Here is a 13,154-nt window from a genome sequence, read left to right as displayed (position 1 = left end):
GATCCTGTCCTCAATTTATCAAAGTAAATTGACGGTAGTATTTTTTCCCATACATATATAATATGTATACTTGTACTACACTCTTGATGTTGTTATTTCAGTTCCTTTAAAGATCGCTTTCTTTTTTCGCCTCAACCCCTAAAAACGTCGCCGTTTCAGTACCAAAGCGGGTGCAAAAGTAGAAAACATTTCTTTACAATCCAAATATTTTACAATACTTTTTTGAAATATTTTGAGGCGAATTACAAATCTAGCAACTATCAAACTAATATACAAGATGTTGTAAAACATAAAAAAAATCAAAACAAAATAAGAAAAAATTAAAACTCAAACGTGATCCTCAAACCTAGACCATGTTGAGCTTCTCTGATAGCAAAGCGAACACCTCTCTCCCACTCATAATATTTTACATTTTGAGAAGTATAGGTAAGCCCTATATTGAAAGCCTCTTTCCCTCTTTTCGTAAAACTTACACCTACTGAGGAACTAAAGTAGAATCCTTTTCCTTCGAGAACAGAGTATCCAGTTCGGAGATCTAAATATGGAGTTATATAATTGTCCATGAAATTGACTCTCCCATTTATAAATACAGGCATAGAGTGATCCTTTTTATTTAGAGACAATGCTCCTACTGTACCTGCACCGATATAAAATATGGGATTGAATTGATAACCCAAAGATGTTCCAAATTCCATTTTATTATTCTTCGTGTCTCCTACACCAAACATAAGTCCATAATCCAAGAACATTCTAAAGCCTTTTATCTGACGATACCATCCTGTATGATATCTTTTGGATCTGGGTGCCGTATTCAATTCGGAAGGATCAATAGGCGCCGCCGATTGTTCTCCTTCTGAAACAGATCCACTTTGAGGTAAATTTGGAAGCTCTATTATATTAGCAGCAGGAAGTTTTTCTAACCTAGGATTAATTGAAGAGCTTTCATCATCGGCTAATAATGATTCCGGCATTTCGGTATGCGTAGATTTATTATTACTCGGAGCAGAAACTTTTGCAGAAAAGAAATTTAAAGATTTTTCCACACCTAAAACAGTAGAGTCTTTATCTACCTCCTGCTTTATACCTAAAGTATTATGTATAATTTTCAAAACATCTGCTTGTTGATAACGCTGAACCTTTTCTTTATAGGTGACACTATCAAATACCTGAACAGTAATCACTCCTAGTTCTCTTTTCAGAATAATCCCTTCGCTGTTTTCCCATTTTTCAAGTAAATCTCATCTAATGTATTATTTACTTGGGAATACATGAATACAAAAGGAAAACATAAAAATAAGAATGTAAGTAATAAGCTATTTATTTTAAGCATCTTTTTCACAGCAGTCTCTTAGTATTAGATCTTCGAATATAAAGATTTCTGAGTTAATAAAAAAAAGGAAGACTGGAAGAATAATTATTTTTGATTATAATTAATATCTTTGTTGCTCTTTAATTTTTACGTATAAAATAACATTAATATATTATATGAAAACTTCCTTATTATCTAAACTGACTATTCTGTCTATCATCGTTCTTGCTTTAGCAGCCTGTAAAGAGAATAAACCTCATTTTGTTGTTGAAGGTAAAATCAGTAATGCTGATACAACAATGTTATATATAGAAAGGAGAAATTTAAACAATACTGAAATCATCGATTCGGTAAAGCTGGATAAGGATGGCGCTTTCAAATTCACTCCTACAAGTATCAATTATTCCGAGTTTTATTTACTAAGACTAAATGGACAAACGATTAACCTTGCGATAGACTCAACTGAAACAATTAGAGTAAATGCTCCTAAAGAAACCTTTGCTCTTGATTATTCTATCGAAGGATCTAAAAGTTCGTCAGCAATCAAGAATGTAGTTATGCTACAAAGCAAACTTAGCAGAAGCCTTTCGGATCTACAAAAACAGTTTGACAGCAAGACTATCAATCAAGAGCAATATATTACGGAAGCCCAAACTGCTGTTAATTCTTATAAAGAAGAGGCTAAGGCTTTAATATTTTCTGATTTACAAAGTTTAGCTTCTTACTTCGCCCTATTTCAAAAAGTAGACGACTTCTTGATTTTCGACCCATACGACAAGAAAGACCTTAGAATATTTCAGGCATTAGCTACTATTTGGGATCAATACAGAAGCAATTCTCCTAGATCTGAACATTTGAAAAATTTCACACTTAGTGCCCTTGCTCAAATACGCAAAATAGATGAACAAGCTGAAAACATAAAAAAACTAGAAAGTGCCGCTATCACAGAAAGCAGTGTATATTATAACGTAAGCCTTCCTGACAAGAATAACAATGCCATTAGCCTTGCTTCTTTAAAAGGGAAAGCAGTTATCCTTGACTTTACTATGTATCAAACCGATTTTTCTCTGGCTCATAATATTCTCTTAAATAATATTTATACGAAAAATAAAGACAAAGTAGAAGTTTACCAAGTTTCTTTTGACGCAGATAAACATGCATGGTTAAATAACGTTGTTAATTTACCTTGGATTTGTGTCAGAGACGAAAAATCTTTAGGATCTGACCTCATCATAAAATTCAATCTGAACAACTTCCCTGCAACATTCCTAATAAACAAAGATGGAGAGATTGCAAAAAGATTATCACCGAAAGATGATTTAGCTAAAGAGATTCAAAAATTATTATAAAACTTCTCCCAAAATTTTGAAAGTCTAAAATTAAAATCCTATCTTTGTTAGGATAAATATTGATAAAGAGAAAAGGAGTTCTGGCCTATAGGGCAAGAATTCTTTTTCTTTTTGTTGCTAAGAAACACTTAAAAAAACTAATAGTCACTTACTAATTTTATTTTTAATTATCATGGCTATCACTTACATGACCGAAGACGGCTACAAAAAACTGAAAGAGGAAATCAGCCTTTTAGAAAGCGAAAGACCTACTATTTCAAAGCAAATAGCAGAAGCTAGGGACAAAGGAGACTTGTCTGAAAATGCTGAATATGATGCAGCAAAAGAGGCTCAAGGATTGTTGGAGGCTAAAATAGCCCAACTAAAGAATCTTTTAGCTAGTGCTCGATTGATTAACGAAGATGCAATAGGAACAGATGTTGTACAAATTCTGAATAAAGTTACTATAAAAAACACTAAGAATAATCAACAAATGACCTATACCTTAGTTGCGGAAAGCGAAGCTAATCTGAAAGAATTCAAAATAGCAGTAAACACTCCTATTGCCCAAGGATTGATGGGTAAAAAAGTCGGAGATATAGCTGAAATAAAAGTTCCTTCAGGAATTATGACTTTCGAAATAATGGATATTTCAATATAAAAAAATGGCTAGTATATTTAGTAAAATAGTTGCCGGAGATATTCCTTCATACAAAGTAGCAGAAAACGATAAATTCTATGCTTTTTTGGATATAAATCCAATGAGCAAAGGGCATACTTTAGTTATCCCTAAGCAAGAGGTTGACTATATATTTGATTTGGAAGACTCTACTTTAGCTGAGATGAACATTTTTGCTAAACATGTAGCCAAAGCTATTGAAAAAGCTGTTCCTTGCAAAAGAATAGGTTTAATGGTTATTGGAATGGAGGTTCCTCATGCCCATATCCATTTAATTCCCATAAACAAGGAATCGGATATGATTTTATCCAACCAAAGGGTAAAATTAGATCAGTCTGAATTTGAGCAAATAGCTAAAAAAATAAGAGAGAATATATAACTCTCCTTTCTATAAAGGAAAAAGCCGGCTGTTTTTACAGTCGGCTTTTTTGTATTATATATTATTCCGTTTTCTTCTTATACTTTTCTACCCACTCCAACAATAAGAAACAACTAGGGATGGCCATTGATCCATGATCGAAACCTTGTAGCTCATACAATTTTACATTTTTATTTCCCAAAGCTTTCAATATTGCTTCCAAGTGTAAGTTTTCTTCATATCGTGCAGTCATTTCAAGATGACGATCTCCTGTAATAAGAAGAGTTGGGGGAATATCCTTTCTTGCACAATTTAACGGAGCATACTTGTCTACTATAGGAATATCCATAGGTAAGCCTCTTTCCTTACGTATCGTATAGTGAGTATTTGTTTGCCCGCTAATAGGAATTAATCCTTTTAACTGATCAGCATCTACACCATATTTTGCCAAATACGTTTTATCTAACCCTACCATTAAGGTTAAATACCCTCCGGCAGAATGACCTGCTACAAATATATTATCGGCTCTACCTCCATAATCTTCTATATTTTTAGAAACCCAAGCAACAGCCTCTGCTGCATCCTCAATATATGCTGGATGTGTTGCTTTAGGACTTAGTCGATAGTTTACAGGAACAATAGCAATCCCTTTATTCTTTAATTCATCAAAGATATGTTTCGATCCTCCTTCCAAACCTCCACCATGAAACCATACTACTGTAGGATAATCTTTTATGTCTGTAGGATAATACACATCAAGTTTACACCTTTCTCTGCGATATTCATCTTTTTCTGATTGCTCTATATAAGATATATCTTGCTTAAACTCATATCTATTTTGTGCATTCAAAGAGAAAACACTTAGCAAGAAAAGTAATATAATACTATTTTTCATAATGGTATTTGCTTTAAAATTAAAATATCAGCAAATATATAATATTAAACTTTAATTATTTAACAAGTCCTCCTCCTAATGCTTTATACAGTGTAACCATAGAAGTCAATTCATTTAGGATAGCAGTATTCAGTGCTATCTCGGCATCGAAGAGCTGACGCTGAGCGTCCAAAACATCTATATAACGGATGACTCCATTCACATATTGATGCTGAGCTAATTCGTTATTTGTTTTAGCCGATTCATACAAAGCTTTCTGAGAACGATACACTTCTTTCATTTTATTGAATGTATGTATAGAGTTATTCACTTCCTTGAAAGCATCAAGAACTGATTTTTCATACTTATAGACCTCTTGCTCATATGCAGCTTTGGCAGCCTCATGTTTAGCTTTATTCTTACCCATATTAAAAATAGGTCCAGTCAATAGACCAGAAATGAACCAAGTAGGACTTTGCAAGAAGTTTGCCAATTCACTATTTTCACCTCCTAATCTTCCTGTCAGCTTCAAAGATGGGAACATTTCGGTATGTGCAATTCCAACTTTTGCATTTGCCTCTATCAGCTTTTGTTCGGCTGCAATCATATCAGGTCTACGCTTTAATAAAGAAGATGGCAGATCCACAGGTAAGCTTTGAAGAATCTGTTGACGATCTATATCTCCTCCGCCTCTAGATATTTCGCCGGAAGGGAATTCTCCTACCAAAACAAACAGATCATTTTCTTTCAGCTGGATTTTATTCTCCAAATTAGGAATCAGTGTTTGAGTTTTGGCTAACTCTACAAGACTTTGTCGGTAAGGAATTTCTGAAGTCAACCCTCCTTCATATCTCAGTTTAGCAAAACGAACAGCTTCATTTCTGGCATCAAGAGTCTGTAACACAATTTCCAACTCTCTATCTAGAGCTCTTAGTTCAAAATAAGATTTTGCAACCTCTGATACAATTGTCAGTTGCAATGCTCGCTGATTTTCAACCTGCTGCAAATAGGCTGCGATACCTGCATCATTTGCCCAACGGAGTTTTCCCCAGACATCCAGTTCCCATGTCATATTCACATTAGCACGCAATTCGGGAGAATACTTGCTACCATCCCCTCCATAATTCAGATACTCTTTTTGTCCGGCAAGCTCACCTCCTATTTCAGGAAACAGATTAGCAAAACTTATCCGCTTATTCGCTGCCATTTCTTTGATTCGTGCTACTGCTACAAGCATATCTTTATTATGCTCCAGAGATTTAGTTATCAGCCCTTGTAAAACTGTATCTGTATACAAAGTACTCCAACCAATATCAGCAGAGGTACCCTCTGACATTCCTCCTGCATCAAAAGTTACCGGCATATTCAGAGTTGGTTGCTCGTATTTTTGCCCTATTTTACAAGAGGAAAAAAATACTATTAATATAACTACTATATAGCGTATCTTACACATTTTTATCTCGTTTTATATATTTGCTTAAATTCAAGAAGGATGGAAGTTTTAATTCAGGAATCTTAAATTTCTCTTTCATTTTATAAATCATAACAAAAAAGAAAGGGATCAAGATTATACCAAGCGTTATAGCGACTATCATCCCGAAGAAAACTCCAGTCCCAATAGAGTGACGACTAGCTGATCCCGGACCTGAAGCTATAACCATAGGCAGCATCCCCAAGACAAAAGCCAAAGAGGTCATCAATATCGGACGAAAACGTAATCTTGCAGCCTTAAGAGCAGCATAAATAGGATCCATTCCCTCATCAACTTGAATCTTCGCAAATTCAACAATCAGAATAGCATTCTTAGCAGCAAGTCCTAACAATGTTATCAAACCAATTTGGAAATAAATATCATTATCTAGCCCTACAATCCAAATACCCAGAAAGGCACCCAATGCAGCAATTGGCAAAGACAGAATAACCGAAATAGGAACTGTCCAACTCTCATATAAAGCAGCTAAGAATAAGAAAACAAATAAGAAAACCAAGCCAAGCACAACACCTAATTGCCCACTTGCCTTTTGTTCTTGAAAAGAGAGACCACTCCAAGCTGCACCTATATTATCAGGAAGATGATCATTTACAATCTGATTGATTTCTTCCATAGCCTGACCAGAACTATACCCAGCAGCTGGTGTTATTTGCATTGGAGCAGATGTATACATATTAAATCGTGAAATATTACCCGGTCCTGTAGTATAACTTGTTTTTCCCAAAGCAGTCAAAGGCACCATTGTTCCGTTTGATGTTTTTACAAAAAACAAGTTGATATCATCCGCCGTAGCTCTATATGACTGATCTGCCTGTATATAAACTCTATATATACGATTGAACATATTAAAGTCATTTACATAAACAGACCCTAGATAAGCTTTCATCGTAGAGAAAATATCAGACATAGGTACACCTAACAACATCGCCTGATCTCTATCTACATCAAAGTATAATTGAGGAATTTCGGGTTGCAATGCCGATGATACATTAGACAACACCTTCGATTTATTAGCATAATACATAAACGTATCTTGGGCTGCGACCAAATCCTCCCATTGGGCATCCGATCGAGCTTGCAACATCATCTCTACCCCACCGGCAGAGCCTAGTCCCGGAATAACCGGAGGACGACTGATGAATGCTCTTGCTTCAGCGTAATTATAAAATTCTTTTCGCGCATCTTGCATCACTTCATCCACTCCAACACTTCTTTCTTTCCACGATTTCAAAATCACAGTTAGTGTTGTACGACCTTGATTTGTTCCTACGCGAGGGCTAGATCCTGTCACATTTTGCACATATTCTACAGCCTCATGATTGTCTAAATAAGCAACCGCTTTATCAGTTACTGTACGAATACGTTCAAGAGTAGTACCTTCAGGCATTTCTAGCTCGACAGTAAAATAACCTTGATCTTCCTGAGGGATAAAACTAGAGGGTACAAATTTATTCAGGACAAAGATAAACACCAATATCATTCCAAACCCAGCCATTACCCGACGAGGATTAGCTATTACTTTTCTCAAGATTCCATTATATTCGGAATTTCCTCTATATAACCACTGATTTATCTTACGAAATACTATATTTTGTTGTTCTCCTTTTAACGAAGGGCGTAATATTATAGCACACATCGCCGGACTCAGGGTTAAAGCTACAACAGCCGAGATAAGAACAGAAACTACAATGGTTATAGAGAATTGTCTATACAAGGAACCTGTTATCCCATCCAAAAAGCTAACCGGAACAAATACAGCAGCCAACACTAATGAGGTTGCGATAAGTGCCCCCGTTAGTTCTTTCATAGCCTTATGGGTTGCTTCTCTAGCACTCAGTTTTTCTTCTTCCATTATTCGTTCTACGTTCTCGACAACGACAATAGCATCATCAACGACAATACCGATAGCCAGAATCAACCCTAACAGGGTTAACATATTTAAAGAGAATCCCATTATCAACATAAAGCCGAATGTTCCAATCAAAGAAATAGGTACGGCGACAATTGGAATAATAGCAGCACGCCAGTTTTGCAAAGAGAGATAGACAACCAATATAACCAGGAATAAGGCTTCGAATAAGGTTTTATAAACCTCATGAATAGATTCCCCTATATACTCAGTCATATCGAAAGGAACAAGGTAATCTAACCCTTCGGGAAAATCTTGTTTAATCTGAACCATTGCCGATTTCACCTCATCTGCAACTTCCATTGCATTTGCGCCTGGCAACAAATAGAGACTTAGCATGGTTGCATACTTACCATTCAATCCACTCTCTGTATTATATGAAGAAGCTTCGAGCGAAACCCTTGCAACGTCTCTCATTCTGATAAATGAACCATCATTATCAGCTTTCACTACAATATCTTCAAACTGATCAACTGTAGACAAACGACCTTGGGCTGTAATAGGCATAGATACATCCACGTCAATAATAGGTTGTTTACCTAATTCACCTGCAGCAGATTCTCTATTTTGGTCTTTCAAGGCATTTTGAAGATCTTTTACCGTTAAGCCAAAGCTTGCTAAGCGATCGGGATACACCCATATCTGCATACCATAATAACGGCTACCGACATTAGATACTCGTCCAACACCAGGTATGCGCCTTAATACATCTACAATATTAATTGTAGCATAATTACTAAGGTAAATTTCATCATACTTAGGATCATCTGACACCAGAGCGATTGTCATTAATTGTCCGGGAGCCTGCTTCTCTACTGAAATTCCATTCTGAAGCACTTCGGCAGGTAAGCGAGACTCAGCAAGCTTCACCCTATTTTGTACTTCTACTGCAGCTAAATCGGCATTTGTATTAACATCAAAAGTAACAGTAATAGAAAGTCCTCCGGTATTCGAGCTGCTAGATTCCATATAAATCATACCGGGTGTACCGTTCAACTGCTGCTCAATAGATGTAGCCACAGCCTGAGATACAGTCGTCGCGTTAGCTCCAGGATATGAAGCACTAATCTTTACTACCGGTGGCGTTATTTGCGGATATTGTTCTATAGGTAGAAGAATAAGCCCTATAATACCAATAATCACTATCAGTAACGATAATACAGTGGACAGAACTGGTCTGTCTATAAAAAGTCCGGGCTTCATTCGTTATCTTCCTTTTTAGTTTCTGTAGCATTATTCTGAGGGATAATATTAGCAGCACCATCTTTTGTTTTAGGAATTGCTTTTTTACCATGAGATAATTTCTGGTATCCCTCTACTACAATATATTCATTGGGGTTAAGACCTCTGGATACGACAATTTTATTATTTTGCTCAGGTCCTGTTTCAACCAAACGCTTCTCTATAACACTATCAGGTCTGACGACAAACAAAAATGCACCACCCTTTTCTATCGATATAGCTTTACGAGGAACAACAACAACATCTTCCATCACATCCAACAATAATTTTACTCGAGTAAACTGCCCCGGCAAAAGTACTTGATTGGGATTTGGAAGCTCTGCCCTTACCCCAAAAGTACCTGTTTTGGGATCAACCTGAGGCGAAGCAAAATCTACAATACCTTTCTCGTTATAAACAGAATTATCTGCTAAGGTAACGGTCACTGTAGGTTGCCAAGATCGCGTAGTATCTAATTCTCCTAGATGCACATTACGTCGTTGACTTCTGAGGTAATCTAGTGATGTTAATTTAAAGTCGACCAGAACCGTATCTCTTTTTACAACTGTAGCCAGAAAAGTCTTCGACCCTCCTACAAGTGTTCCTACATCAACATAACGTTCACTGATAAAGCCAGTCAAGGGTGAGCGTACAATAGTATAACTAAGCTCTAGATTAGCTTGCTCAAGGTCAGCTTTGCTCATCGCAACATCAGCTCTGGCAATATCTACTGCTGCTACTGCGTTATCCAAATCAAGCCGACTTGCTGCATTCAATTTAAATAACGGTTCAATACGACTTAAGTCACTTTCAGATTTGGCTAGTTGCGCTTCGTTCCTTTTCAATTGGGCTTTAGCTTTTTCCACCTTTGCCTTATAAGGTCTATCATTTATATAAAACAAAGGTTCTCCGGCTTTTACTTCTTTTCCCTCTTTAAAAGTCTTTTTCTCTATAAATCCTTCAACTCGTGCATGTATTTCTACATTACTTGAAGCTTTTATTAAACCCACATAGTCACCATATATTTCTATATCGTCTATTGATGCAGGTTCTACTTCTACAATAGGTCGCTCTTCTGTCGTTTCCTTACATGATGAAAGGAGTAGAGAACAGAGTAAAGTTCCAGTTAAAAATAATTTGACGTAATTCATATAAAATTGTCTAGTTGCATTTGCGAGTTTAAACAAGTCTATGTGTAATATAGTTTAAACACAGACTCGAGAATTGTATAAGAAATCAAATACCTATCCTTATTATAGGATCTCTTTTTTGAAGATTGTTTACACAAACTCTTATTCTAAAAAAAGACAAAGAAACAATAAACGAGATAATTTTAACTATTTGTTAAGATTAAAAATCATACTGAAAGTTTTTTTAAGATATCAAAAGTAGAAAAATGACACATTCTTCATTTCCCTGAATCTCTGTCTTGTTATATGCAATTCAAGGTTAATAAAAGATATGCTTTAGATAAAAGCAACTATGGAGGGAACACTATTCCTTATGGAAAACACCATTATCAATAGCCATTAGGAGTTGGCTGGTTGAAAAAAAACGTTCCCTTAAAAGGGAACGTTCTTTTTATTTATTGGTCATTATTTTAAGAACTAACTTATCTGTTTCCTGCATCCCTACAGAACCTATATCTGTCAAATTTTCGATTGTTTTATCCACATCGTCATCCACAATCCCTTCTTGCGAAGATACTACTTTCTGCTCCATAGCCATTATTGCCGACAATACAGCAGTAGAAACACCACTCGATATTTTAAGAGCACAACTAGGTTTAGCTCCATCACAAATCATACCAGTTATATTTCCAATCATATTTTTCACGGCAAATGTCAATTGACTATAATCTCCTCCCATCAGGTAGGTAATACCACAACTAGCGCCAGTAGCAGCTGCAACACAACCACACAATGCTGACAAACGTCCCAGCTTCTGTTTGATACATATAACTATTAAATGACTTAGTATTAATGCCCGAATAAGATCTTCTTCTTTGCTTTTTGCATCCTCTGCATAGGCTAATACCGGCAAAGTAGCCGTTATTCCTTGGTTTCCACTTCCTGAATTACTCATAACTGGAATCATTGCCCCATCCATGCGTGCATCACATGCCGCTGCTGTATACGACAACATATGAGACAACATTGTATTTCCGAAAATCTGTTTACCTAAAGATCCCGTCACTGTTTTAGCAACATTATGTCCATAATTTCCCTTCGCAGATATCTCTGCTGCTTTTTTATTCAACTCCGCCGCTTCTAAAATAAAACGAATATCTTCGAGAGGTACAGAAGTCGAAAATTCATATACTTTTCTAAAAGTCAGCTCATATTCCTCTTCAATTTTAGTATCTGTCTTTTTTTCATTTTTCTCAAATAAGACAGTATCGTTTAATGCCAGATAAGAGAAATTAGTATGGGTTCCTTTTATAATCGCTATTGCTTTGTTTCCTCCACCAAAACAATGAGTTTCTATATACAAATTATCATTCACATCATCTTTCAGAGATATAGTAATTCTCTTTTCGGCAATATAGAGTTTTCCGTTCTCTACGTCCTCTTGTTTTAGATCCTTCAAGACCTGCAATCCATACTCACTTTTTCCTATGGAAGCACCTAAAGCGACTGCAATTGGCAAACCAACCATCTTGGTTCCGGGTATGCCCACTCCCATTGCATTTTTTAAAATATTTGCACTCAGATACAACTCTATCTTTTCCGGCTTTGTACCTAAAATCTCAGTAGCTTTAGCAACACAAAGAGACACAGCAATAGGCTCAGTACATCCTATTGCCGGAATAACTTCTTTCTTTATTATATCTAATATTTGTTTTTTTTCTGAGGGATTGATCATCTTACTACTTCTGTTTATATAAATACAAATATATGATTTTGTACTCTGATTGCCTCATCTACAGCTATAGAATAATCTCCACACATACTCTATTATTTTATTCATCTTGTATATTTGGTATGTGAAAGCCAAAATCGTATTTTTGTACAACAAACTTTTATCATCGTAATGGTACAGCAGAAAAAGAAAGTATATGTTATTATAAACCCTAAATCGGGGACTTCATCGAAACAAAATCTTCCGCATAAAATTGCGGAGATGCTTGATGCTCATAAATTTGATGTACATATTTTCATTACAGGCTATGCCGGACATGGTTCTGAAATCGCTAAACAGGCAATAATAGACAAAGTAGATTATGTTATTGCAGTAGGTGGAGATGGAACTGTCAACGAAGTAGCAAGTACATTGATCGATTCAGAAACTAGTTTGGGTATTATACCTATGGGATCGGGTAATGGATTAGGAAGAGACCTTCATATACCAACTGATCCAAAGAAAGCCTTAGAAGTAATCTTAGAAGAAAACATAGAGTATATTGATTACGGAAAAGTAAATGGGCACATCTTCTTCTGTACTTGTGGAGTTGGCTTCGATGCTGAAGTAGCAGCAAAAGCATCCGGACAAAAAAACAGAGGTTCGCTAATGTATTTAAAGAATATGTTTGAAATATTCTTTAAACAAAAACCTCAAACATATGAGATTATATGCCCTGAAGGGACAATCAAAGATAAAGCTTTTGTTGTAACTTGTGCTAATGCCTCTCAGTATGGATATAATGCACATATAGCTCCCCGTGCTGATATTCAGGATGGTCTTATGAATGTTGCCATATTAAAACCTCTTTCGATTCTAGATGTTCCTCAAACATCCTTACAATTATTCACCAAGAAGATTGATGAAAACAATAAAATGATTGAATTGCTTACTAATGAAGTCACTATCAAAAGGGAAAAAGAAGGAATCATGCACATTGACGGAGATCCCGTAAAAATGGGAAAAGAAATCAATGTGAAAATAATAAAACAAGGATTGAAAGTGCTTGTACCTAAAGATCCTCCAAAGAAGAATCCTCTAGATCCTCAAGAAATACTATTAAGGGTATTTGGTTAAGTCTTT

At 35.8% G+C, this 13,154-nt stretch carries 10 protein-coding genes; 4 read left to right on the top strand and 6 right to left on the bottom strand.

What is annotated here, in order from left to right:
* Positions 1 to 320: 320 nt before the first annotated feature.
* Positions 321 to 1,181, bottom strand: a complete 861-nt coding sequence (locus DHU68_RS12535) for a hypothetical protein (protein WP_108823345.1) — start codon at positions 1,179 to 1,181, stop codon at positions 321 to 323.
* A 304-nt stretch (positions 1,182 to 1,485) separates the two neighbouring features.
* On the opposite strand from DHU68_RS12535, the gene DHU68_RS12530 reads away from it, so the two are divergent.
* The 3 genes from DHU68_RS12530 (at position 1,486) to DHU68_RS12520 (ending at position 3,695) form a co-directional block, all read left to right on the top strand.
* A complete protein-coding gene (locus DHU68_RS12530) occupies positions 1,486 to 2,658 on the top strand; it encodes a DUF4369 domain-containing protein (protein ID WP_108823344.1) in 1,173 nt (390 codons plus the stop codon).
* 172 nt (positions 2,659 to 2,830) lie between these two features.
* A complete protein-coding gene (gene greA / locus DHU68_RS12525) occupies positions 2,831 to 3,298 on the top strand; it encodes a transcription elongation factor GreA (protein WP_108823343.1) in 468 nt (155 codons plus the stop codon).
* Between the two features lie 4 nt (positions 3,299 to 3,302).
* A complete protein-coding gene (locus DHU68_RS12520) occupies positions 3,303 to 3,695 on the top strand; it encodes an HIT family protein (RefSeq protein WP_108823342.1) in 393 nt (130 codons plus the stop codon).
* Between the two features lie 61 nt (positions 3,696 to 3,756).
* Here the strand turns inward: DHU68_RS12520 and DHU68_RS12515 are convergent, their stop codons facing one another.
* The 5 genes from DHU68_RS12515 to DHU68_RS12495 all read right to left on the bottom strand — a co-directional run bounded on the left by DHU68_RS12515 (position 3,757) and on the right by DHU68_RS12495 (position 12,035).
* Positions 3,757 to 4,569 carry an alpha/beta hydrolase gene (locus DHU68_RS12515; RefSeq protein ID WP_108823341.1) on the bottom strand — a complete coding sequence of 271 codons (813 nt, stop codon included), beginning with the start codon at positions 4,567 to 4,569 and terminating at the stop codon, positions 3,757 to 3,759.
* Positions 4,570 to 4,624: 55 nt separating this feature from the next.
* On the bottom strand, positions 4,625 to 6,001 hold the full coding sequence (locus DHU68_RS12510) for an efflux transporter outer membrane subunit (RefSeq protein WP_108823340.1): 1,377 nt from the start codon (positions 5,999 to 6,001) through the stop codon (positions 4,625 to 4,627).
* Positions 5,994 to 9,152: an efflux RND transporter permease subunit gene (locus DHU68_RS12505; protein ID WP_108823339.1), complete on the bottom strand. Its 3,159-nt coding sequence runs from the start codon at positions 9,150 to 9,152 to the stop codon at positions 5,994 to 5,996. The genes DHU68_RS12510 and DHU68_RS12505 overlap by 8 nt, the downstream gene beginning before the upstream one ends.
* Positions 9,149 to 10,321 (bottom strand): efflux RND transporter periplasmic adaptor subunit, encoded by a 1,173-nt coding sequence (locus DHU68_RS12500; protein ID WP_108823338.1) that lies wholly within the window; start codon positions 10,319 to 10,321, stop codon positions 9,149 to 9,151. The genes DHU68_RS12505 and DHU68_RS12500 overlap by 4 nt, the downstream gene beginning before the upstream one ends.
* A gap of 430 nt (positions 10,322 to 10,751) precedes the next feature.
* The gene (locus DHU68_RS12495; RefSeq protein WP_108823337.1) at positions 10,752 to 12,035 is read right to left on the bottom strand and encodes a serine dehydratase subunit alpha family protein; all 1,284 of its coding nucleotides are present in this window, start codon (positions 12,033 to 12,035) and stop codon (positions 10,752 to 10,754) included.
* 168 nt (positions 12,036 to 12,203) lie between these two features.
* Between DHU68_RS12495 and DHU68_RS12490 the strand changes: the two genes are divergently transcribed.
* On the top strand, positions 12,204 to 13,148 hold the full coding sequence (locus DHU68_RS12490; RefSeq protein WP_108823336.1) for a diacylglycerol kinase family protein: 945 nt from the start codon (positions 12,204 to 12,206) through the stop codon (positions 13,146 to 13,148).
* The last annotated feature ends 6 nt before the right edge of the window (positions 13,149 to 13,154 follow it).

Origin of the sequence: Dysgonomonas sp. Marseille-P4361, from assembly GCF_900343125.1 — a bacterium.
Taxonomy (GTDB): Bacteria; Bacteroidota; Bacteroidia; order Bacteroidales; family Dysgonomonadaceae; genus Dysgonomonas.
This window is presented reverse-complemented; position numbering and strand designations above follow the sequence as displayed.

Coding starts and splice junctions, on each gene's coding strand:
- DHU68_RS12505 (WP_108823339.1), bottom strand. CDS start 9,152: ATGAAGCCCGGACTTTTTATAGACAGACCAGTTCTGTCCACTGTATTA.
- DHU68_RS12490 (WP_108823336.1), top strand. CDS start 12,204: ATGGTACAGCAGAAAAAGAAAGTATATGTTATTATAAACCCTAAATCG.
- DHU68_RS12510 (WP_108823340.1), bottom strand. CDS start 6,001: ATGTGTAAGATACGCTATATAGTAGTTATATTAATAGTATTTTTTTCC.
- DHU68_RS12520 (WP_108823342.1), top strand. CDS start 3,303: ATGGCTAGTATATTTAGTAAAATAGTTGCCGGAGATATTCCTTCATAC.
- greA (WP_108823343.1), top strand. CDS start 2,831: ATGGCTATCACTTACATGACCGAAGACGGCTACAAAAAACTGAAAGAG.
- DHU68_RS12500 (WP_108823338.1), bottom strand. CDS start 10,321: ATGAATTACGTCAAATTATTTTTAACTGGAACTTTACTCTGTTCTCTA.
- DHU68_RS12515 (WP_108823341.1), bottom strand. CDS start 4,569: ATGAAAAATAGTATTATATTACTTTTCTTGCTAAGTGTTTTCTCTTTG.
- DHU68_RS12495 (WP_108823337.1), bottom strand. CDS start 12,035: ATGATCAATCCCTCAGAAAAAAAACAAATATTAGATATAATAAAGAAA.
- DHU68_RS12530 (WP_108823344.1), top strand. CDS start 1,486: ATGAAAACTTCCTTATTATCTAAACTGACTATTCTGTCTATCATCGTT.